We start from the raw sequence: 21,813 nt of genomic DNA on the forward strand, positions 1-21,813 counted from the left end.
CCCGCTGCGGGCCCGGCCAACCCGCGGGCCGCCGCGGCCGGGGCGTGGCGGGGCACCGGACCGCCGAAGACGCGCGGGGCCGGGAGCGCCAGCCGCTCCCGGCCCCCTCGCGCCGTCTCCGTCAGACCTTCCGGAGCCAGAACCGCAGCCCGAAGTCCGGCGCCTCGACCGCGTGCGCCGGGCCGTCCGGAGCACCCTCGGCCAGGTCCCGGGCCAGCACCTCGGCGCCGATCACCGCGCCGTGCTCGGCCACGGCCTGGGCGGTCACGGGGTCGGTGGCGGCCCACCACAGGTCGATGCGGTCCGAGATGTCCAGGCCGCTGGACTTGCGGGCGTCCTGCACCAGCCGGACCACCTCGCGGGCCAGACCGGCGCGCTGTAGCTCCGGGGTGATCTCCAGGTCCAGCGCGACCGTCTCACCGGACTCCGCGGCCACCGCCCAGCCCTCGCGCGGCTGCTCGGTGACGAGCACCTCCTCGGCGCTGACCTCCACCGGCTCGCCCGCCACCTCCACGTGCGCCCAGCCGGTCGAGCGCACCTGCTCCACCAGCTTCCTGGCGTCGGCGGCCTGGATGGCCTTGGCGACCAGCGGGGTGCGCTTGGCGAAGCGCTTCCCGAGTGTCCGGAAGTTCGGCTTCACCACGTAGTCGACGAGGTCGCCGCCCACCGAGGACAGCGGGTCGAGCCGGACCACGTTCAACTCGTCGGCGACCTGGCCGCGCAGCTGCTCGGGCAGGTCCCCGAAGCCCGCGGCGCCCACCAGCGCCCGCGCCAGCGGCTGGCGGGTGCGCACACCCGAGTCGGCCCGGGCGGCGCGGCCGAGCTCGACCAGCCGGCGGGTGAGGGCCATCTGCTCCGACAGCCCGGTGTCGATCAGCTCCTCCCGGACCTGCGGCCAGCGGGCCAGGTGCACCGACTCCGGTGCGTCGGGGCGCCGCAGCGCCACCCACACGTGGTCGGTGAGGAACGGCACCAGCGGGGCCATCAGCAGCGTGACCGTCTCCAGGCATTCGAAGAGCGTCGCGAAGGCCGCCGCGCCTTCGGGAGTGGAGGCTCCGGACCAGAACCGGCGGCGGGACCGGCGCACGTACCAGTTCGACAGGTCGTCCACGAACGCCGTGAGCAGCCGCCCGGCCGCCGCCGTGTCGAACCGCTCCAGCGCCTCGTCCACCCCCCGGACGACGCGGTTCAGCTCCGAGAGCACCCAGCGGTCCAGCAGCGGCCGCTCGGCGGGCGCCGGGGCGTCGGCCAGGCGCGCGTGCGACCACGTCTCGCCGGCGTTGGCGTACAGCGTGAAGAACGACGCCGTGTTGTAGTAGGTGAGCAGGACCTTGCGGACGATCTCCTCCAGCGCCGCGTGCCCGACCCGGCGCGGCGTCCACGGCGAGCCGCTGGCCGCCATGAACCAGCGCACCGCGTCGGCGCCGTGCCGCTCCATGACCGCCATGGGCTCCAGCACGTTGCCCAAGTGCTTGCTCATCTTGCGGCCGTCCTCGGCGAGGATGTGGCCCAGGCAGACCACGTTCTTGTAGGAGGTCTGGCCGAAGACGAGGGTGCTCACCGTCATCATCGAGTAGAACCAGCCGCGGGTCTGGTCGATGGCCTCGCAGATGTACTGGCCGGGGAAGTTCGCGCGGAACACCTCGTCGTTGCGGTGCGGCGCCCCCCACTGCGCGAACGGCATGGAGCCGGAATCGTACCAGACGTCGATGACCTCGGGCACCCGCCGGGCGGTGCCGCCGCACTCGGGGCAGTCGAACACCACGTCGTCGACGTAGGGGCGGTGCGGGTCCAGGGCGCTCAGGTCCCGGCCCGCCAGCCCGCCCAGCTCGGCGAGCGAGCCCACGACCGTGACGTGGTCCTCGACGCAGGTCCAGACCGGCAGCGGGGTGCCCCAGTAGCGGCTCCGCGACAGCGCCCAGTCGACGTTGTTGCGCAGCCACTCCCCGTAGCGGCCCTCCTTGATGTTGCCCGGTACCCAGTTGGTCGCCGCGTTCTGCTCCAGCAGCCGGTCCTTGATCGCGGTCGTCCGGATGTACCAGGAGGGCAGCGCGTAGTACATCAGCGGGGTGTGGCAGCGCCAGCAGTGCGGATAGCTGTGCTCGTAGGCGACGTGCCGGAAGAGCAGCCCGCGCTCCTTCAGGTCGGTCACCAGCGTGGCGTCGGCGGTCTTGAAGAACACCCCGCCGACCAGGTCGAGGCCGGCCTCGAACGTGCCGTCCGCGCGCACCGGGTTGACCACCGGCAGGCCGTAGGAGCGGCAGACGGCCATGTCGTCGGCGCCGAAGGCGGGGGACTGGTGCACCAGGCCGGTGCCGTCCTCGACCGTGACGTAGTCCGCGAGCACCACGTAGTGCGCCGGCTCCTCGAAGGCCACCAGCTCGAACGGCCGCTGGTAGGTCCAGCGCTCCATCTCCGCACCCTCGAAGCGCTCGCCGGTCGGCTGCCACCCCTCGCCGAGGGCGCTGCCGAGCAGTGGTTCGGCGACGAGCAGCCGCTCGGTGCCGTTGGTCGCCACCACGTACTGCACCTCCGGGTGCACGGCGACCGCGGTGTTGGACACCAGCGTCCACGGGGTGGTCGTCCAGACCAGCAGCGAGGTGGGCCGCCCAGGGTCGGCCAGCGGCCCCGAGGTGACCGGGAAGCGCACGTACACCGACGGGTCGGTGACGGTCTCGTACCCCTGCGCGAGCTCGTGGTCGGCGAGCGTCGTGCCGCACCGCGGGCAGTAGGGGCTGATCCGGTAGTCGCGGAACAGCAGGCCCTTCTCCCAGATGACCTTGAGCGACCACCAGACCGACTCGACGTACTCCGGGTCCATGGTGCGGTACGCCTCGTCCATGTTGACCCAGTAGCCCATGCGCTCGGTCATCGCGGTGAACGCGTCGACGTTGCGCAGCACCGACTCGCGGCACCGGTCGTTGAACTCGGCGACGCCGAAGGTCTCGATGTCCTTCTTGCCGCTGAGCCCGAGCTCCTTCTCCACGGCCACCTCGACCGGCAGGCCGTGGCAGTCCCAGCCGGCCTTGCGGTCGACGTGGAAGCCCTTCATCGTCTTGAACCGCGGGAAGACGTCCTTGAACACCCGCGCCTCGACGTGGTGCACCCCGGGCTGGCCGTTGGCGGTCGGCGGCCCCTCGAAGAAGACCCAGTTGCGGCCGCCGCGCGTCTGCTCCAGGGAGCGCTCGAACACCTTCTGGTCGGACCAGCGGCGCAGCACCTCGTGCTCCACGGCGGGCAGGTCGACCTGGGCCGGCAGCGCGGGGAACGGCGGGGACGCGGGTCGTTGCTCTTGCGACACCTGGGTACCTTTCCATCAGGACGTGTGCACCTGACGGAGGGACGAGGCCGGGGCCCCGCGGTACCACCCTCCTTGGTAGCGCCGTCGCCGGACGCTGCCCACTTCGTTCGCTGCCGCAGTCGGGTCTACTTGGCCCGCCGCCTCCGGTGGACGCGGTGGTGGTCGGGACCGTTCTTCCGACGGCTCCGGGGTGATCTTCCCGGCCGGGCATACCCTCGGGCTCGCACCGTCCCCGAGTCGCTCCTGGCTGTGTCCGGCGGTACTCGTCCCCATCCAAGCCTCGCTGGCACCGAGGATAACGCACCGCGGCGGCCGGCCGCCGCTCCCGCCGTCGCCGGGACCGACCGCTGAGCGGCATACTTGCCACTCGGAAGCTGCCGGAGCCGAGGCGGAGAGGGCACATGACCGGGGAGACGGGCGCGGGGGACGCGGTGCTGGTGACGCTGCCCGACCGCGAGGACGCCGAGGAACTCGCCGAGCAGCTGCTGGACCAGGGCTACCAGCCGTGCCTCGTGCACCGCGACATGCTCGCCGGCGAGGACGACGCCGAGGACGTCGACTGGGTGATCGAGGTGCGCACCGGACCGCACGGCGGCCCCGCGGTCTTCGACGAGCCGCACCTGGCCGCGCTCGCCGAGGACTACGGCGGGTTCGCCGTCGTGGAGTCCTGAACCGCCGACCGAGGACCAGCCGCCTCCGGCGACGCGGGGGCGGGCCGACGCGGTTGTTGCCCTCTCCCGGATCGCGATCTAAGCTTCGCGTCACCGTGCGGTTCGCGCTGCGATGTCCCACGAAACCGCATGTCAACGGGAGGGTCCACGGGGGACCGTCAGCGAGCTCTGCGTCGTGCGCCGGGTGGCGGGCCGCGACGTCCGGGGGAGACGATGACCATGGCGACGGCTGCCAGGACGCGGAACGACGAGCACGGGGGGCGCGGTGGCGACGAGCGGGGGAGAGGTACGCGAGTGACGGATCCGGCGGCCCTCCCCGTCCGGCCGGGGGAGGACCCCTGGACGGAGGCCGAGCTGGCCGCCGTGCGCGGGGAGCTGGAGGCCGAGATCGCCCGGCTGCGCGGCGAGATCGCCAGCGCCGAGACCGAGCTGGCCGAACGGCTGTCGGACTCGGTGGACGGCGCGGGGGACGACCCCGCGGATACCGGGGCGAAGACGTACCAGCGCGAGCACGATCTCGCGTTGGCATACAATACCCGTGAACTGCTCGCGCAGAGCGAGCGGGCCATCGAACGGATGGCCGCGGGGACCTACGGCGTCTGCGAGTCGTGCGGACAGGCCATCGGCAAGGCCAGGCTGCAGGCGTTCCCGCGTGCCACGCAATGTGTGAAGTGCAAACAGCGCGAGGAGCGTCGCTGAGTGACGTAGAGCCCTCCGGGGACAACCAGACCGCGCACGGATCCGCCGCGACGAAGCCGCGGCGGTTCGTGCTTCTGCTCATCGTCGCGGCCGTCGCGCTCGCGGCGGACTACGCCACCAAGGAGATCGCGCTCGCCCGCTTCTCACCGCAGGATCCGGTGGAGCTGCTGGGTGGGCTGCTGCGGTTCACGCTGATCTTCAACCCGGGCGCGGCGTTCTCGATCGGCACCGGTGTGACCTGGCTGCTGACCCTGATCGCGCTCGGTGTGGTCGTCTACATCCTGCGGGTGGCGCGGACGCTGCGCAGTACCGGCTGGGCCCTCGCGCTCGGCCTCATCCTGGGCGGGGCCAGCGGCAACCTGATGGACCGCTTCTTCCGGGAGCCCGCTCCGCTGCACGGCTGGGTGGTCGACTGGATCCAGCTGCCCAACTGGCCGGTGTTCAACATCGCCGACTCCTGCATCGTCACCGGGGGCGTCCTGGTGGTGATCCTGGCGTTCCGCGGCATCAACCCCGACGGCACCCGCGAGTCCGAGCGGGAGGCCGCCGCGGCCGCCGCTGCCGCGGAGGGCCCGGTGGAGGACGAGGCGCAGGGCCCGTCCGGCTCCGGCGAGCGGCCGAGCGGGACGGGCGGCGGGCACGCGCCTGGGACGAAGGAGGACGGCGGTGAGTGACCACCGCAGCATGCCGGTGCCCGACGGCCTGGAGGGCGACCGGCTGGACGCCGCGCTGGCCCGGATGTTCGGGCTCTCGCGCAGCCGCGCCGCCGAGCTGATCGCCGAGGGCAACGTCCTCGTCGACGGCGCCGCCGCGGCCAAGTCCGACCGCGTGCGGGGCGGGGCCTGGCTCGACGTCACGCTGCCCCCGCCGCCCAGCGCCCCCGTTCCGCGCCCCGAGCCGGTGCCCGGCCTGCGCGTCGTGTACGAGGACTCCGACATCGTCGTGGTCGACAAGCCGGTCGGCGTCGTCGCGCACCCCACGGTGGGCTGGACCGGCCCCTCCGTCATCGAGGGGCTGCTGGCCTCCGGCGTCCAGGTCACCACGAGCGGCGCCGCCGAGCGGCAGGGCATCGTGCACCGGCTGGACGCCAACACCACCGGGCTCATGGTGGTCGCCAAGAGCGAGGTGGCCTACAGCGTCCTCAAGCGCGCCTTCAAGGAGCGCACGGTGGACAAGCACTACCACACACTCGTCCAGGGGCACCCCGACCCGCTGCGCGGCACCATCGACGCCCCCATCGACCGCCACCCCTCCGGTGACGGCCGGTTCGCCGTGGTGGCCGGCGGGCGGCCCTCGGTCACCCACTACGACACCCTGGAGGCGTTCCGCGCCGCCAGCCTGCTGGACGTCAAGCTGGAGACCGGCCGCACCCACCAGATCCGGGTGCACATGGCGGCCATGCGGCACCCGTGCGTCGGCGACCACCTGTACGGCGCCGACCCCACGCTCGCCGCCCGGCTCGGGATCCGGCGGCAGTGGCTGCACGCCGTCCGGCTCGGCTTCGACCACCCCACGCAGGGGCGCCCGGTCGAGTTCGAGAGCCCCTATCCGGAGGACCTGGAGAAGGCCGTGGCTCAGCTCCGCGAGGACTGAGCCGAGGCGCCCGGCTCCGGGGAGGTACCCGGTGTGAGCGGCGCGCCCCGGCCGGGCCGCCGCCTCGCGGAGGTCTGGCACAGCGCGGCACCGAGGATGATGACGGCCGCGCCGACCGGCTGGTTCCAGGACAGGGTCTCACCGAGGATCAGCACCCCGGCGGCGATCGCCACGACCGGCGCCACGTAGGTGACGGTGGAGGCCACGGTCGCGCCGGCCTGCCGGATGATGCCGTACATCAGGACGTAGGCCAGTCCGGTCCCCAGCGCCCCCAGCGCGGTCACGGCCAGCACCACGCGCCACGGCAGCGACTCCGGCGCGTCGGCGACCAGCGGGGTGACCACCAGAAGCTGCGCGGTCCCGGTGATGAGCTGCCCCGTGGACAGCTCCAGGGAGCTGTGCCCCCGCCCGGCGAGGAACCGCCTGGCGTACGGCGTGCCGATCCCGTAGCAGAGGGCGGCCCCCAGTGCCAGGAGCATCCCCGCGCCGCCCGCGCCCGCGACACCGGACCACACCCCGAACACGACGAGCACCCCGAGGAAGCCGACCCCGAGGCCGACCAGCCGGCGGCGGGTGGGGCGCTCGTCGGAGAGCACCACCAGGCTGACCGCGAGTGTGAACAGCGGGGTCGTCGCGTTCGCGATGCCGGCGAGCGCTGAGGGGATCAGCTGCTCCGCGTAGCCGAACAGCGTGAACGGTACGACGTTGAGGAAGAACGCCGCGACGGACAGGTGCGCCCACGTGGCGAGCCCCCGGGGCAGCCGGCCCCGCGTCAGCAGCAGGACAGCGACCAGCGGGATGGCGCCGGTCACCATCCGCCCGAGCGCGATCTGCGCGGGCTCCAGTGCCTCGGTGCCGATCTTGATGAGGAGGAAGCTCGATCCCCAGATCAGGGAGAGCAGCAGGAACCCCACGCGCCAGTCCAGAGCGCGCGACAGGGGCGCGGCGGGCGTGCTGGTGGGGGGAGTGGAGACGGACACGGCGTCGTTTGTACCGTGTGGCGGGCTTCGGGTCCACGTTGGTTTGCTTCACCGACATGTGAGCGTTTCTTACCGGTCAGGGGGGCCGCCCGGGGTGTGCCCGGGCTGCCTCAAACGGCCCGCCGGTCCGGCGTCCCCGTCACCCGGGCGGGGCCCCGCGGCAGGGGCGGGCGCCGCGGCCCCGCCCGGCTCCGCGGGGGCTCCCGGACGGCGTGGACCGGCCGGGTCACGCCGGAGCGCCCCGCGAGCCCCGGCCGCGCGATCCGGACCCGGGCGGGCGAGCCGGTGCCGGAGGTGAGCCAGGCGAGGGCCGCCTGCCATCCGCCCCGCGCCCCGTCGTCCGCGAGCACGCCGTATCGGCGCGGCCGCCCCGCCACCGACAGGTCGGCGGGGCGGCCGCGCCGGGCGGTCAGGCCACGTCAGCGGTCACGGAGTCACCGATCAGGCTCTCCGTGAACGTCACGCGCGCCGGCTCGAAGCTCCCCGACGCGGTCACCGTCCCGGTGGCGTTCTCGCCGGGCGCCAGCGTCACCGCTCCGATCTGCGTCTCGTCTGCTCCGAGACCGTCCGCGGTGTCGTGGACGGTGCCGTTGGCGTCCGTGATCGTGAAGAAGAGCGGGTTCACCTCGATGCTCTCGTCACCGTTGTTGGTGACGGTGACCCGCACGGAGGTGTAGTCGTCCCCCTGCGCGAGGATGCTCGGCGTGAAGTCCGCGGGTGTCGCCTCAAGGCCGATCGGGCCCTCCTCGACGACCTCCTCCTCCGCGGCCTCCGCGTCGCTGTCCGCTGGCGGGCTCTCCTCCGCGGGTCCGGAGGCGGCGCTACCGCCGCCGGCTGGCGGCGCGGGCGCGTCGCCGCCGAGTACGGCGACGCAGCCGACGGCCAGAACCAGCACGAGCAGCGCGGCGCCACCGCAGCCGAGGCAGCCCCACAGCCACGGATTGCGCTTCTTCTGCTGGGGCGGTGGAGGAGGGGGTGGGGGACCGTACATGGGGGATCTCCTTTTTGTCCTGGTGAGAGCACCGTAGTGGTGCGGCCCGGCCGGATCCGCCGATCTGGCCGGGGCAGGTCAGCAGGTGATCCCACGAGCCCCGGTGAGCGTCGTCGGCGCAGCCCCCTGCGCAGGTCACCGCGTGTCCGCGCGGTGTCACGCACAGCGGGGGCGCCCGGACGCTCCGGACGGCAACGCGGCCCCGTGACGGCCCGGGCGCGGGGCCCGCCGAGAGGGACGCCGGCGGTCTCCGCGAAGCGGCGCTGACCGCGTGGGCGGTGTCCGCGGCCGAGGGGGCCGGCCACGCGGAGCCGTCTCGCCGTGCGCGGGACTCCCCGGTCCGGGCCCGCGCGTCCTCCGGCGCGTCGCCGGCCTCAACCGGCACGGTGGCCGCGGCCCAGGAGTTCTGCCATGGTCGCCTCCGGGCTGATCACCTCCGGGTCGGTGCGGGCGTCGACCAGGGTGGGCAGGTCGCAGGCCAGTGCCTCCCCGAGGGCCTTCTCCAGCTCTTCCGGTGTGGTCGCCGTCGCCCCTCGGGCGCCGAGGCCGCGGGCGTAGCCGGCGAGGTCGAGCGGGCCCCCGATGCCGACGGCGGCGGTGCGGCCCAGTTCCCGGGCCTGGTGCATGGCGATCGTCCCGTACAGCCCGTTCTGGAACACGACGACGATGACCGGCAGCCCCAGCCGGACGGCCGTCTCCAGTTCCTGGCCGGTCATCAGCACGCCGCCGTCGCCGACCACCGCCACCACGGTGCGGTGCGGTTCCACGAGTTTGGCGGCGACCGCGGCCGGCACCGCGTACCCCATGGCGCCGCTGGTGGGGGCGAGCTGGGTGCGCGGATGGCGGTAGGACCAGCCCCGGTGCAGGAACGCCGCGAAGTTCCCGGCGTCGTTGGTCACCACGGAGTCCGCTGGCAGCACCCGGCGCATCGTCGTCACGACGGCCCACGGGTGCAGCCGGCCGCCGGGATGGCCCGCCGCGTCGGCCGGCGGCGTGGTGGTGTCCCGCCACGCCTGGTTGGCCGCCGTCCAGTCGCGGGCCGGGACGGACACGGGCGCCTCGGCGAGTGCGGTGAGCGCCCGGCCGGCATCGGCCACCGCGCCGAGCCACACCCCGGTGACCGCACCGACCTGGTCGGGGTCGATGTCGAGCTGCGCGACGCTCGGCCGGGCGCCGAAGCCCGCGCTCTCGGGCAGCCGGTAGGTCTGGGTGGTGATCTCGCCCAGCCGCGACCCCACGACCAGGACCGCGTCGGCCTCCTCCAGGCCCCGCAGTACCGCGGCGGGGCAGCCCAGCCCGAGGTGGCCGAGGTAGAGCGGGTGGTCGTTGGGGAACACGTCCTGGCGGCGCCACGAGGTGTAGACACCCGCGCGGTAGCGCTCGGCCGCCCGGACGAGCGCGTCCCGCGCGTCCCGTGCACCGCCGCCGGCGATGATCACCGGCCGCTCGGCCTCGGCGAGCCAGGCGGCGATCCGGTCGCGCTCGTGCCCGCCGAGCGGGGGCCGCGGCGGCCAGGCGGTGCCGGGCAACCGACCCGGCGACGGTACCCGCTGCCCGAACAGGTCGCCGGGGACGGCGATGGCCACGGGCCCCGGCCGGCCGGTCGTGGCCACCCGGATCGCCTGGGCGGTCACCTCGGCCAGCCGGTCGGCCCTGGTAACGGTGGTCGTCCACTTGGTGATGGGGGAGTAGAAGGCGGTGAGGTCCACCTCCTGGAACGCCTCACGGCCCAGGTACTCGGTCTCCACCTGCCCGAGGAAGACGACCATCGGGGTGGAGTCCTGCCGCGCGGTGTGCACCCCCACGGCCAGGTTCGCGGCTCCGGGACCGCGCGTGGCGGCGGCCACGGCCGGGACGCCCGTCAGCTTGGCGTCGGCCTCCGCCATGAATCCCGCGCCGTTCTCGTGCCGGGTGGACACCAGCCGCATGGCGGGGTGCCGTTCCATCGCGTCCAGCAGTTCCAGGAAGCTCTCCCCCGGCACGGTGTAGCAGCGCCGGACTCCGGCGTCGACGAGCACGGACACCACCTGGTCGGCTGCGGTCTCGGGAAGCGAGGGCTGGGTGTTCACGGGGGTCCTTCCACGTCGAAGGGGCGGAACCGTCACCGCCTTACTGCCCCGCCCGGCGACCGCCGTCACCTGCCGACCGCCGACGCGCGCCGCCACGGCGCACACGGGCGCCCGCCGGGGCCGGCCCCATGGCGCGCAAGCCGAAGGAGCACCGGCCCGCCCCGGCCCGCGGGCGGGACCGCCACCGCACGGGGCCGCGGGCGCTGGGCCGCCGGCCCCGCACCGGGCGGCCCACCGGGGACACGGGGGACGAGGCGTTCGACCACGTGCTACCCACCGCACCCTGGCCGACGAGTGGTCCCACGCCGCCCCCACCGGTCCAGGACCGAACGCCGCGCGGCGTTCGGCGCGTGGACGCATCCCTGTGACCCCCACCGGTTCGCACCGCGATCGGTGGCCCGCCGCGTCCCGCGTCACCAGCCTCACCGGTCAGAACTCCGGGGGACGATGGTGGAGGCGGGCTTCGCCGCGGGGCTCGTCGCGGGGTCGACGAACCACTCGCGGCCGAGGACCAGGCCGAACACCGGAGTGGGGAGCTGGACCAGCAGGCGCATGACGGGGGCGATGCGGCCGCTCCCGTTCACCTCGGACCGGTGTGCGGCGAGCGCGGCCTGCTTCTGCCGGGCGTACCTCCGGACATCCAGCCGGTGGGTGATGGCGGCCGCGGGGCTGTAGGCGGAGCGGAGCTGCTCGTCGTCGAAGCGGAAGGGGATCCGCAGGACGCGGATCAGCCGCACCAGGCGCCCGACCACCTCGCGGGGCATCGTCGCCTCCAGCACGGTGCGCACACCGGCCATCTCGGCGGCACGCCGGCCGACCTCGTGGACCCGCACGTGGTCGGGGTGCCCGTACCCGCCGTTGCGGTCGTAGCTGAGCAGCACGTCGGCGTCCTCCTGACGCAGCAGGCGAGGCGTCTCGCGGCCTCCTCCACGTCGGCGCGGACGAACCTGGCGCGGTCCGGCGGGTCGGGGTAGCGGACGGGGCCGTGCCCGCTGCTGGCGTAGCCCAGGTGCGCGACCCGCTGGGCGCCGAGGACGGCCGCGCTGGCCCGCAGCTCCGCCAGCCGCGGAGGCCCCTCGGGCGGGACGGGACCCATGAGCCCGTCCGTCGCCACCACGATCGCCACCCGGTGCCCCTCCGCCGCGGCGCGGGCGAGGGTTCCGCCGGTGAGCAGCACTTCGTCGTCGGGGTGGGCGTGGAACGCCACGATGGTCGCCATCGGCCAATTATGGGGGCCCGGCCGGGGCGGGTCATCTCGCAGGGCGGCCGCCGCGCGTCTGGTGGCGGCCATGGCGGAACGGATTCCGGGCGCGGAGCGAGAGGACCGGACGCGCGGCCGGTGCGTCGCTGTCCTGGGGGTGCGGCCGGTCTCCCGCCCCCGAGGGGCCGTCCGCAAGAACGTTCAAGACGCCCCGGGCCCCGCCGACTAGCGTCGTCGGACGTGACACACCGTACGTTCCTCCCACTCTCCCTCTCCCCGCCCGTCCGCGACGGCCTCGGCGTCGGCCTCGTCGTGGGCGTGTCCGGTCTGGCCTTCGGCACCACCGCGGTGAGCGCCGGGCTCACGGCGGCGCAGGCCTGCGCGCTCAGCCTGCTCTGCTTCACCGGTGCCTCGCAGTTCGCGCTGGTGGGCGTGGTCGCCGGCGGCGGCAACGTGATCGCCGGGGCGGTGGGGGCGCTGCTGCTGGGCGGGCGCAACACGCTGTACGGACTGCGCCTGGCGGAGCTGCTCGGCTGGCGCGGTGTCCGGCGGGTCGTGGCGGCGCACGGGGTGATCGACGAGACCACCGCGGTGGCCCTCGCCCAGTCGGGCCGGACCGACGCCCGTACCGGGTTCTCGGTCACGTTCGCCACCCTGTTCCTGCTGTGGAACTGCTCGACGCTGGTCGGCGCGATCGCCACCGAGCAGATCGGCGACACCCGGGTGTTCGGCCTGGACGCGGTCGGCCCGGCGATCTTCCTGGCGCTGCTGTGGCCGCGGCTGCGGGAGGGCGGCCGGGTGCTGCTCGTGGCCGTGCTGGGAGCGGGAATCGCGGTCGCCGCGACCCCGCTGCTGCCGCCGGGCGTTCCGGTGATGCTGGCCGCCGTGGCGGCGCTCGCCGGCCCGTCCGGCGCCCCGACCACGGGCGGCCCCGGGTCCGCGGCGGACCCGTCGGCGGCGTCGGCCGCGCCCGAGGGGAGGCAGCCGTGACCCTGTGGATCGCCATCCTGCTGACCGGTATCGGGTGCTACCTGCTCAAGTACGCCGGCCTGTCCGCCCCGCGCCGCCTGCTGGACCACCCGCTGGTGAACCGGTTCGCCATGACCGTCCCGGTCGCGCTGCTCGCGGCGCTGATCGCCCTGCAGGCGATCGCCGACGGCCGCGACCTGGTGCTCGACGTTCCCAAGCTCGCCGGCCTGGCCACCGCGGTGGTCGCGCTGCTGCTGCGGGCGCCGTTCCTGGTGGTGATCCTCGCGGCGGCCGCCACCGCGGCGGGCCTCCGGCTCCTCGGGGTGGGGTGACCTCGCGCCCGACCCGGCGGAGGGCCGTTCGCGCACGGTCGCCAGCTCCGCGAGCCGGGCGGGCGCGGCCGCACCGCGCGACCGCCCGAGAGGGGAGTCGACCGCCGCGGAGGCGGAGCCGAGCCGGGCCGCGCCCTGTCCGGCGGGAGCCCGGGCATCGCGCGGCGATGCCCAGCTCCGGGGGCGCGCTCGGGGCCGCCCGGTCGGACGGGCCGGACCACCGGGTGCGCCGGCCGTGAACGGACGCGGGTGCGCGTTGCCGCCGTCATCGGGGTCATCGGAACTCGGCCCGGCGTCCGGATCGTGGCACGCGTCACCGCCGCGCAGGAGGAGGACCGCTCCCCGGCGCTGGACCCGGCTCGGTCGTGGACGCCACCGGTGGTGGATCGGCGGCGCCCTGACGCGGCCGGTGGGCCGGGTCTCCCACCGCGGCGGTTCGACCGCCTCGGGGCGGCTCGTCCGCAGCCGCGGGCGGACGCGGGCCGAGGCCGCTGGTGTGCGGGACCGGGGGAGGGCACCCCTGAGCGCTCCGTCCCCGCCTGCGGCCCGGATCCACCGGCGTGCCGCGCGCGTCCGGTCGCGGCCCGGGCGGCGCTGGTCAGTGCGGCGGGAGCGCGTTCCGCTCGGCGGACGCCGTCCCGCGTTGGTAGACGCCCGGCGGAACGCCGAGCCGCCGCTTGAAGTGGCGGGTGAGGTGTGCCTGGTCGGCGAAGCCGACCCGGGCCGCGACCTCCCCCGGCGCGACGCCGTCGGCCAGCAGCCGGCGGGCGCGGAGCACGCGCTCCTGGTTGAGGTAGGCGTGCGGGGGCAGCCCGTACGCGGTCCGGAACGCGCGCAGCAGCGCGAACGGGGCGGCGCCGACAGCGGCGGCCAGCTCCGCCAGCGAGGGCGGGTCGACGAGGTCCGCGTGCAGGATGTCGCGGGCGCGCACGGCGGCCTGCGACCGCGTGGTCCGGCCGGCCTCCGGCGAGCGGAGCGCCGCGTCCGGCCGGGCGTGCCGGCGGACGAGCTCGCGCAGCGCGGCCGTCGTCAGCGAGGACGCGGCGAGCCGGTCGCCCCGCTCGGCCGCGAGGTGCGCGGCGCGCATCAGCCGTGCGGTCTCCGGGTCGTCCAGGACGCTGGCCGCGAAGGTCGGCGGAGCCGTGCGCCCCAGTTCGCGGGCGATCTGGGCCACGACCGGGACCTCGGGGTACAGCATCCGGTACCGCCAGCCCTCCGGCAGCCCGGCGTGGCCGGTGTGCACCTCGCCCGGCTCCACCACGACCACGCCGCCGGCCCCGGCCCGGTGCAGCTCGCCCCGGTAGCGGTACTCCTCGATCCCCGCCTCGATGACGCCGATCGCGTATTCCTCGTGCACGTGCCGGTCGAAGCGCTGCCGGACGAACGACGCGCGCAGCAGTTCGACGTCGGGCAGCCCCGGGTGCCGCCAGTACCGAGCGCTCTCTCTGGCGGCCGGGCCGCCCTCACCTGCCATCGTGCTGATTCGTCCGTCGTCTCTGTGCCGGAGGAGGCGGCCGGTGCCGGACGCGGCGGCCGCCGTCGCGGGGCGGGCGCCCTCGCGCGCCGGGCCCGGAGCCCGAGGGTACCAACCCGGTCCCATCGGCGAAGCGCGAGGTCAGGTCGCGGCGCCGGTGGCCGGGGCCGGGACGGTCCGCGCGGCGCGCGGACCGGCAGGGCGGCGCGCGGCCGCGGCACGTCGGCCGCGTCCCGCAGGCCGCTGACGGAGGCATCACCTGCCCGGCCGTACCCCGCTCCTCTACAGTTGGTCCCCATGCTGAGCATCAACCTCGCCGAGTCGTTCCAGGACCGGGCCCGGGTGTTCGTCATCCGGGGCGCGGTCTTCGTGGCCGAGCAGCGGGTCCCCGTCGAGGAGGAGTGGGACGACCGCGACCTGGACGCCGACCACTTCCTGGCCCTGCTGGACGGTGTTCCCACGGGCGCCGGGCGGCTCGCGGTCGACGGGGACGAGGGGCTGCTGGGGCGGCTCGCCGTACTGCCGGAGGCGCGGGGCACCGGGGTGGGCGCGGCGCTCGTGCGGGCGATCGAGCGGCGGGCGGCCGAGCGCGGGCTGCGCGCCGTCGAACTGCACGCCCAGACGCACGCCCTCGACTTCTACGCCCGACTCGGCTACACCGCCTACGGCGCGGAGTTCATGGACGCCGGTATCCCGCACCGCCACATGCGCCGGGAGCTGTGAGCGCCGCCGCGGCGCGCCGCCGTCACACCGGGTGGTGTAGGCAGCGCCACACCCCCGAGGGAGGCGTTGGCGGCCGGTTGTAACTTACCGAACCGTAGGATTTGGCGGTGGACCGCATGGTCCGCCCACCCCCGAGAGACCGGCGAGGCCCCCATGACCGTCGAAGCGCAGCCCGTCGCGGGACTCCCTGATCCCACCGACTTCGGGTTCAGCGTGGTGCGCGAGTCCGAGATCCCCGACGAACTGCTCGCCCTGGTGGCACGCGTGCGCGACCTGGTGGACACCGTCGCCCACACCGAGGCCGACCCCGCCGAGCTGCGGGAGGTGGACGCGGCGCTCGCCCAGGTGACCGAGCGCCTGGCGGGCCGGCGCCGCGACACCGGCGCCCTCCTCCTGCACCAGCCCGCCGGCGGGCCGGCCGAGTACGGCACCGTCACCAACCTCGTCGCGGGTCCCACGAACCCCGTCGCGCCGCCGCTGGTCCTGGCGCACGCCGACGGCGGGCTGCGCGGCGAGGTCACCCTCAACGGCATCTACCAGGGCCCGCCCGGCCTGGTGCACGGCGGCTGGCTGGCCGCCCTGCTCGACCAGGCCCTCGGCGCCGCCGCCAGCGCGGCCGGCATGCCCGGGCTGACCGCCAACCTCACCGTGGACTACCGGCGCCCCACACCGCTGAACGTCCCGCTGACGGTCACCTCGCGGGTCACCGGCACCGAGCGCCGGAAGGTGTTCGTGTCCGCCGAGATCCGCCACGACGGCGAGGTCACCGCCGAGGGGACCGCCGTGATGGTGCGGCTCGCGATCCCCGAGTGACCTGAACGCATGACCGGAACGACCGCGGTCGGATAGGCAGGAGCCATGACACTGCACTCCGTCCCCGCCCTCGCCGTCCCGCCGGAGCACGGCGGCCTCGCCGAACCGCTGTTCCGGGTCGCCGAGACCGACCCCGACCGGGTGCTGCTCGCCCGGCGCGCCGGCGACGGGTGGACCGGCGTCCGGGCGGCGGATTTCCGCGACGAGGTGTGCCGGGTCGCCGCCGGCCTGGTGGCCGCGGGCGTCGCGCCCGGCGACCGGGTCGCGATCCTGGCCGACAACCGGTACGAGTGGACCCTGGCCGACTACGCGGTGTGGGCGGCGGGCGCCGTCACGGTCCCCGTGTACCCGTCCTCCTCGCGCGCCCAGGTCCGGACGATCCTCGCCGACTCCGGCGCCCGCGGCTGCTTCGTGGACACGGCGGACCGCGCACGCGCGGTCCAGGCGCTGCGCCCCGACCTCCCCGGGCTGCGCGACACGTGGACCTTCGACGAGGGCGCGGTCGCCGGCCTCGCCGAGGCCGGCGCCGGCGTGGACCGGGAGCGGCTGGCCGAGCGGCGCGCGACCGTGCGGCCGGGCGATCCCGCGACCCTCGTGTACACGTCCGGCACCACCGGGCCGCCCAAGGGGTGCGTGCTCACCCACGCCAACTTCTTCGCCGAGGTCGACAACATCATCGCCGCGCTGCCCGAGCTCTTCGCCCGCGACGCGGCGGGCCGGCGACCGCGGACCGTGCTCTTCCTGCCGCTCGCGCACGTCTTCGGCCGCATGGTGCAGGTGTGCGCGGTCCACGCCGGGGTCGAACTCGCGCACAGCGCGAGCGTGCGCGAGCTGCTCGCCGACCTCGCCTCGTTCCGCCCCACCTTCCTGCTCGTCGTGCCCTACGTCCTGGAGAAGATCCTGGACACCGCCCGCAGGCGCGCCAGTGGCGGCGTGCGCGGCCGGGTCTTCGAGGCGGCGCGCGCCACCGCCGTGGCCTACTCCGAGGCCCTGGACACCGGGGGCCCGGGGCCGCTGCTCCGCCTGCGCCGCCGGGTGTTCGCGCGGCTGGTGTACCGGCGCGTGCTCGCCGCCCTCGGCGGTCACGCCAACCGGGTCGTCTCCGGGGGCGGCGCGCTGGAGCCGTCCACCCTGCACTTCTTCCGGGGGATGGGGCTGGAGGTCATCGAGGGCTACGGCCTCACCGAGACCACCGCCGCGGTGGCCGCCACGCGGCCGGGCCGGATCCGGCCCGGGACCGTGGGACCCCCGCTGCCCGGCGCCGAGATCCAGGTGGCCGACGACGGTGAGGTCCTGGTGCGCGGCGCCCAGACCTTCACCGGCTACTGGAACGACGAGGCCGCCACCGCGGCGGCCCTGCGCGACGGGTGGTTCGCCACCGGCGACCTGGGCGCGTTCGACGACGAGGGCAACCTGCGCATCACCGGGCGCAAGAAGGAGATCCTGGTGACCACCGGGGGCAAGAACGTGGTGCCCGGCCCCCTGGAGGACCGGGTGCGCCGGCACCCCCTGGTCAGCAACTGCATGGCGCTCGGTGACGGCCGGCCCTTCGTCGCCGCCCTCGTCACCGTGGACCGGCAGGCGCTGCGGCGGTGGTGCGACGAGCACGGCAAGCCGGCCGACCTCGACCCGGCCACCGATCCGGACCTGGCCGCCGAGATCCAGCGCGCGGTCGACGAGGCCAACGACGACGTCTCGCGTGCCGAGTCGATCCGCGCCTTCCGCGTGCTGCCCGGCGATTTCGGCGTGGACGACGAGACCCTCACCCCCACGTTGAAGCTGCGGCGCGCCACCATCCTGGAGCGCTACGCCGCCGAGGTCGAGCGCATCTACGCCCGGAAGTGACCCGGTCCGGGCACCGCGCCGCCGGCCGCCGGCGGGTCCGCGACGCGGTGCTCGGTGAAGCCCAGCGCGACCAGCCGGTCGTGCGCGGTCCGCACCTCGTCGGGGATCGGCACCGGGGCCGCCCAGCCCCGGCGGGCGTAGACGTCGAGCCGCTGCAGGTCGCCCACCAGGAAGTGCACCAGCTCCACCTCGGCGGCCGGGGAGCGGGGGTAGCCGTCGTACCCGCCGGGGAAGCCCCGGAACTCCCACTCGACGCCCGGCCAGCGCAGGGCGGCGGTCGCCAGCGCGCGGCGCCCCATGTAGGGCTTGGCGGTGAGCACCGCCCGCCGGACCCGCAGCCCGGTCCGTGCCGCCAGCTCCCGGCTGAAGTCGAGGTTCTCCCCGGTGTTGGTCGCCCGCGCCTCCAGCAGCAGGGCGCCCTGGGGCACCCCGTGGGCGCGCGCGACGGCGGCGAACTCCTCGGCTTCGGGCCGCTCCCACCGGGCGAACCCGTCTCCGCCCGCCGTCCGGCGCCCCCGGTCCCCGGAGAAGAGCACGACCGGCGCGACCCCGGCGTGCCACAGCGCCGCGGCGTGCTCGGCCACCCGCAGGTCATGGCTGCCCAGCCCGAGGATGAGGTCGGCCGGCGGCGCCGGTTCCCCCGGACGTGCGCCGCCGGAGCGGTCGGGCGCGGTGTGGAAGTCCCACAGCACCCGCGCCAGGCGGCGCGCCTCCGCGCCGATCCGCGCGCTCACCGCGCCCTCGCCGGACCAGCGCTCCCGCGGCGGCCGGCCCTGCGGTCGAGCGCTCACCGGCGCCACGTCAGGGTGATCTGCAGGCTGCTCTCCGCGGTCGTGCTGGCGATGAACACGTCGGCCTCGGCGTTGATGTTGACGCCGAGCTCCACGGTGATCTCGTCCGGGCGCGAGGGCAGGTCCGTCAGCTTGCGGGCCAGGAGCTCCGACACCCCGCGTACGCGGTCGAGGACCGCCTCGAAGGTGCGGTCGGCCGACCGCACGAGGTCGCGGGCGCTGGTGTCGACGATCCCGGACCGGTCGCCGGAGACCTCGACCAGCACCTCCGTGCCGTTCTCGGTGTCGAAGCGGAGGAGTTCGCTCATCGTCTCCCGATCAATGTCAGGCGCAGGGGCGCTCACATTCTGTACCCGAAGGTGCGGAAAGCGTAAGTGAAATGTCCAGGGTTGGCCCACATGACGGGAAGTCGGGCGGGGATATATACGACGCTGACAGAGTGTCAGCCCCTTTGGTATGGAAAGCGTCCCGTGTCGAACATTGTGCCGGCGGCCACGGATTGGCCGCTTCGAGGACGAGAGATCCGCATGAGCACTGATCAGACAGCGCCCAGAGACGGGACCGAGCACCTGCGTCGGGGGGACGCGGCGCCTTCGAAGACCGAGTCCGGCGACGACGCTCCGCTGTCCTGGCGGAAGTCCAGTTACAGCGGGGGACAGGACGGCCAGTGCGCGGAAGTCGCGATGATCCCGGGCGGGGCGGTCGCGCTCCGCGACTCCAAGCCCCCGGCCTCGGAGGTGATCCGGCTGTCCGGAACGGCGTGGGGGGCCTTCGTCGCCGCGCTGAAACGCGACGGGTTCGACTGAGTGCGCCCCGCGAGGGGGCGCACCCAGGCCGGGCGCACCGCGGGGTGCGCCCCGTCGTTCACAGCGCCGTCAGGAAGATGTCGCAATTGGCCCGGGTCCCGCGCTCCGCGCTGATCGTGGCGGGGTGCTCCGGCCCGAACACCTCGGCGTAGCCGCGCACCACGTCGGCGAGCTCGGCCTCAGTGCCCTTCTCGCCCTTGGCCCGCCGGTCGAGGACGAGGTTGCGGCGGGCCGCCAGCGTCAGCGGGTGCGCCGGGCGGAAGATGCTGCGGCACCGCTCGACGGTCGCGGCGTCGCGCTCCAGCGCCGCGTCCACCTGGCCGGTGGCGAACTCGTCGCTGGCCAGGTTGACGGCGCACGCGATGGTGCTCGGATGGTCGTGGCCCAGCCGGTCCACGAGCACCTCGAACGCCGCCTCGTCCATGGTGAGCGCCTCGGCCGAGCGCCCGGTCATCCGCAGCGCGACGGCCAGGTTGACCGACGCGCTGGCCGTGTGCGAGTGGTCCGGGCCGAAGATCGCGAGGTAGGACTGCCCGACCTCCTCGGCGAGCTTCACCGCGGCCTCCATGTCGTCCACCGCCCGCAGCGACAGCGCGTGGCAGGCCGCGGAGCAGACCGTGTCGTGCGCCTCGGGCCCGTTGCGGTCCAGGCTCATCCGCCACGCCGCCTCCGACAGCCGCAGCGCCTCCTGCGGCATCCCGTTGCGCCGCCGCAGGGTGGCCAGCGTCCGCAGGGCCGCGAGCCGTCCGGGAGAGTTCTCCGCCGCCGTCCGTGCGATGAGGTGGTCGATCTCCTCCATCTCGGCCATGGCATCGCGGTACCGGCCCGCCTCCATGAGGTCGATCGCGCGGGCGTGCCGGCTGCCGAGGGTGAACGGGTGCTCGGAGCCGAGCATCTCCGACCGCCGCCGGTAGACCTCGGAGTCGATCTCCAGCGCCCGCAGGAAGTATCCGGTGTGCCGCAGGCCGACCGCGTGCAGGTGCGCCGCGCCGATCGTGAGGAGGTCGTCCGGCCCGAACAGCCGCTGGTACTTCTCGTAGACCTCGCGGCCCACCTCCAGCGCACGCTGCAGCTCCCCGATGTTGCGCAGGTCCCAGGTGAACCTGGAGCGCGCGTCGAGCGTCTCCTCGTCGTCCGGGCCCCTGGTCGCGGTGAGGATGTCCAGCACCTCGCTGCACTGGTCGTAGGCGTCGCGGAACCGCCCCAGCTGGCGCAGGATGTGCGCGTAGGCGAGCATGGCCCGCAGCGTCTGGGAGTGGTCCGGTCCCAGGTGCTCCCGCCAGTAGCTCACCGTGTACTCGGCGAGCTCCAGCCCCTCCTCGTAGCCGCCCCAGTGGGTCAGGAACGCGATCTCGTTGGTGACGAGCTGGCGCGCCCAGTCGTCGTAGCAGTTGACCATGTCCGAAGCCCGCACGTGCGGCAGCAGCTCGGCGTAGCGCGGCCACTCCTGCGCCGCGGCCGGGTCGCCCGGGTCCAGGTTGGCCAGCAGCATGTGCGCGCAGTGCTCCAGCGTGTCGCGCTCGTCCGGGCCCAGCGGGAGCTTCAGGGTCTGCTGGACCAGCCGGTGCAGCTGGAAGGACTCGGTCCGGTGGTCCATCCGGACCAGCGCGTACTTGTCGATGGCGCGCAGCGCCCGGCCGAGCTTGATGGGGTCGGCCAGCACCTCGGTCAGCTCCTGCGGCGCCTCGATGTTGCGGGCGCCGTAGAAGAGCCGCCGCGGGATGGGCTTGGGCGCCAGGAAGGCGCACACCCGCAGGAGCTGGAGCGCCGCCGGGTTGGTGTCGCGCAACCGGTCCAGCGACATGTTCATCGTGGCCGCCACCGAGTGCGGGTAGTCCGCGCTCGGCCGCACGCTGGACAGCAGTTCGGTGGCCTTCTGCTCGAAGACGCCGAGCCACTCGGGCACCGGCATCAGCGTCTCGTACAGCCACACCGCGGTCTGCTCGATGGCCAGCGGCAGGTCGCCGAGCTTCTCGGCGATCTGGTCGGCCTCGTCGTCGGTCAGGGAGGCCGGCCCCCGGCGGCGCAGCAGCTCGATGCTCTCGGCGCGTTCGAAGACGTTGACCTCCAGGGCGCTGTCCGGGCTGGTGCGCCACGCCGACTCCCGCGAGGTCACCAGGACCCGGCCGGAGCCGTCCACCGGGAGGAAACCGCGCAGGTCGGCCGGCTCTCCGGCGTTGTCGTACACCAGGAGCCAGTTGGAGTAGGGCCGCCCGGAGCGCAGCGCCTCCAGCGCGGCGCGCACCGCGACCGCGGCCTCGCCGCCGCCGGTGTCCAGGCCGAGCCGCGCCGCGAGGTCGATGAGCGACTGCTGGATCTGCGCCGTGGTGTCGGCCGGCACCCACCAGACGAGCTCGTACTTGTGCCGGCTGCGGTACACGTACTCCAGCGCCAGCTGGGTCTTGCCGACACCGCCCATGCCCTGCAGCGAGTGCGGGAGCACCGCCGTCGTGCCGCGGCCGAGCCGCTCGTCCAGTGCGCGCAGCAGCTCGGTGCGGCCCACGAAGTTGGGGTTGCGCGGGGGTACCTGGCCCCAGACGGGCGGGGGGTCGCCG

The 21,813-nt window shown here is 74.7% G+C and carries 19 protein-coding genes and 1 pseudogene; 10 read left to right on the forward strand and 10 right to left on the reverse strand.

From position 1 onward, the window contains the following. Window positions 1-121: 121 nt before the first annotated feature. Window positions 122-3,301 carry an isoleucine--tRNA ligase gene (gene ileS, locus DEF28_RS08115; RefSeq protein WP_114396430.1) on the reverse strand — a complete coding sequence of 1,060 codons (3,180 nt, stop codon included), beginning with the start codon at window positions 3,299-3,301 and terminating at the stop codon, window positions 122-124. Between the two features lie 401 nt (window positions 3,302-3,702). Here ileS and DEF28_RS08120 point away from each other — a divergent pair, with 401 nt between their 5' ends. From DEF28_RS08120 to DEF28_RS08135, 4 genes are all read left to right on the forward strand, one after another. Next, on the forward strand, window positions 3,703-3,972 hold the full coding sequence (locus DEF28_RS08120; protein WP_114396431.1) for a divalent-cation tolerance protein CutA: 270 nt from the start codon (window positions 3,703-3,705) through the stop codon (window positions 3,970-3,972). A gap of 294 nt (window positions 3,973-4,266) precedes the next feature. Further along, the gene (locus DEF28_RS08125) at window positions 4,267-4,671 is read left to right on the forward strand and encodes a TraR/DksA family transcriptional regulator (protein ID WP_233515163.1); all 405 of its coding nucleotides are present in this window, start codon (window positions 4,267-4,269) and stop codon (window positions 4,669-4,671) included. Beyond that, window positions 4,644-5,345, forward strand: coding sequence for a signal peptidase II (gene lspA / locus DEF28_RS08130; protein ID WP_325048992.1), 702 nt, complete (start codon window positions 4,644-4,646; stop codon window positions 5,343-5,345). The genes DEF28_RS08125 and lspA overlap by 28 nt, the downstream gene beginning before the upstream one ends. Next, window positions 5,338-6,264, forward strand: a complete 927-nt coding sequence (locus DEF28_RS08135) for an RluA family pseudouridine synthase (protein WP_114396433.1) — start codon at window positions 5,338-5,340, stop codon at window positions 6,262-6,264. Before lspA ends, DEF28_RS08135 begins: the two co-directional genes overlap by 8 nt. Here DEF28_RS08135 and DEF28_RS08140 read toward each other — a convergent pair. The 5 genes and pseudogenes from DEF28_RS08140 to DEF28_RS28360 form a co-directional block, all read right to left on the reverse strand. Then, complete coding sequence (locus DEF28_RS08140; RefSeq protein WP_114396434.1) at window positions 6,246-7,244, reverse strand: DMT family transporter; 999 nt, start codon at window positions 7,242-7,244, stop codon at window positions 6,246-6,248. The two genes, DEF28_RS08135 and DEF28_RS08140, sit on opposite strands and share 19 nt — an antisense overlap. A gap of 409 nt (window positions 7,245-7,653) precedes the next feature. Then, window positions 7,654-8,235: a DUF4352 domain-containing protein gene (locus DEF28_RS08150; protein WP_114396436.1), complete on the reverse strand. Its 582-nt coding sequence runs from the start codon at window positions 8,233-8,235 to the stop codon at window positions 7,654-7,656. 374 nt (window positions 8,236-8,609) lie between these two features. After that, window positions 8,610-10,304 carry a thiamine pyrophosphate-dependent enzyme gene (locus DEF28_RS08155; RefSeq protein WP_199493174.1) on the reverse strand — a complete coding sequence of 565 codons (1,695 nt, stop codon included), beginning with the start codon at window positions 10,302-10,304 and terminating at the stop codon, window positions 8,610-8,612. A 422-nt stretch (window positions 10,305-10,726) separates the two neighbouring features. Beyond that, window positions 10,727-11,185 (reverse strand): PIG-L family deacetylase, encoded by a 459-nt coding sequence (locus tag DEF28_RS28355; RefSeq protein WP_233515167.1) that lies wholly within the window; start codon window positions 11,183-11,185, stop codon window positions 10,727-10,729. A 65-nt stretch (window positions 11,186-11,250) separates the two neighbouring features. Further along, a pseudogene (locus DEF28_RS28360) lies at window positions 11,251-11,595 on the reverse strand (PIG-L deacetylase family protein); the annotation flags it as partial. Window positions 11,596-11,745: 150 nt separating this feature from the next. On the opposite strand from DEF28_RS28360, the gene DEF28_RS08165 reads away from it, so the two are divergent. Both DEF28_RS08165 and DEF28_RS08170 read left to right on the forward strand, forming a co-directional pair. Continuing rightward, entirely contained in the window at window positions 11,746-12,495 is a 750-nt protein-coding gene (locus DEF28_RS08165) for an AzlC family ABC transporter permease (RefSeq protein ID WP_233515164.1), read from the forward strand. Further along, window positions 12,492-12,806 (forward strand): AzlD domain-containing protein, encoded by a 315-nt coding sequence (locus tag DEF28_RS08170; protein ID WP_114396439.1) that lies wholly within the window; start codon window positions 12,492-12,494, stop codon window positions 12,804-12,806. The genes DEF28_RS08165 and DEF28_RS08170 overlap by 4 nt, the downstream gene beginning before the upstream one ends. A 598-nt stretch (window positions 12,807-13,404) precedes the next feature. Here the strand turns inward: DEF28_RS08170 and DEF28_RS08175 are convergent. Beyond that, window positions 13,405-14,280 (reverse strand): AraC family transcriptional regulator, encoded by an 876-nt coding sequence (locus DEF28_RS08175; protein WP_114446120.1) that lies wholly within the window; start codon window positions 14,278-14,280, stop codon window positions 13,405-13,407. Between the two features lie 297 nt (window positions 14,281-14,577). Between DEF28_RS08175 and DEF28_RS08180 the strand changes: the two genes are divergently transcribed. The 3 genes from DEF28_RS08180 (at window position 14,578) to DEF28_RS08190 (ending at window position 17,661) form a co-directional block, all read left to right on the forward strand. Then, window positions 14,578-15,003: a GNAT family N-acetyltransferase gene (locus tag DEF28_RS08180; protein ID WP_114396441.1), complete on the forward strand. Its 426-nt coding sequence runs from the start codon at window positions 14,578-14,580 to the stop codon at window positions 15,001-15,003. Between the two features lie 153 nt (window positions 15,004-15,156). Then, window positions 15,157-15,816: a PaaI family thioesterase gene (locus DEF28_RS08185; protein ID WP_114396442.1), complete on the forward strand. Its 660-nt coding sequence runs from the start codon at window positions 15,157-15,159 to the stop codon at window positions 15,814-15,816. 45 nt (window positions 15,817-15,861) lie between these two features. Further along, window positions 15,862-17,661, forward strand: a complete 1,800-nt coding sequence (locus DEF28_RS08190; protein ID WP_114396443.1) for an AMP-dependent synthetase/ligase — start codon at window positions 15,862-15,864, stop codon at window positions 17,659-17,661. On the opposite strand, the gene DEF28_RS08195 is transcribed toward DEF28_RS08190, so the two are convergent. Both DEF28_RS08195 and DEF28_RS08200 read right to left on the reverse strand, forming a co-directional pair. After that, entirely contained in the window at window positions 17,646-18,452 is an 807-nt protein-coding gene (locus tag DEF28_RS08195; RefSeq protein WP_114396451.1) for a YdcF family protein, read from the reverse strand. The genes DEF28_RS08190 and DEF28_RS08195 overlap by 16 nt on opposite strands. Continuing rightward, the gene (locus tag DEF28_RS08200; RefSeq protein WP_114396444.1) at window positions 18,449-18,760 is read right to left on the reverse strand and encodes a CU044_2847 family protein; all 312 of its coding nucleotides are present in this window, start codon (window positions 18,758-18,760) and stop codon (window positions 18,449-18,451) included. Before DEF28_RS08200 ends, DEF28_RS08195 begins: the two co-directional genes overlap by 4 nt. Window positions 18,761-18,979: 219 nt before the next feature. Here DEF28_RS08200 and DEF28_RS08205 point away from each other — a divergent pair, with 219 nt between their 5' ends. After that, complete coding sequence (locus tag DEF28_RS08205) at window positions 18,980-19,258, forward strand: DUF397 domain-containing protein (protein WP_114396445.1); 279 nt, start codon at window positions 18,980-18,982, stop codon at window positions 19,256-19,258. 58 nt (window positions 19,259-19,316) lie between these two features. On the opposite strand, the gene fxsT is transcribed toward DEF28_RS08205, so the two are convergent. Continuing rightward, window positions 19,317-21,813: FxSxx-COOH system tetratricopeptide repeat protein (fxsT, locus tag DEF28_RS08210; protein WP_147281055.1), on the reverse strand; the 2,497-nt coding region annotated here is incomplete at its 5' end.

This window comes from Marinitenerispora sediminis, assembly GCF_003336425.1.
Taxonomy (GTDB): domain Bacteria; phylum Actinomycetota; class Actinomycetes; order Streptosporangiales; family Streptosporangiaceae; genus Marinitenerispora; species Marinitenerispora sediminis.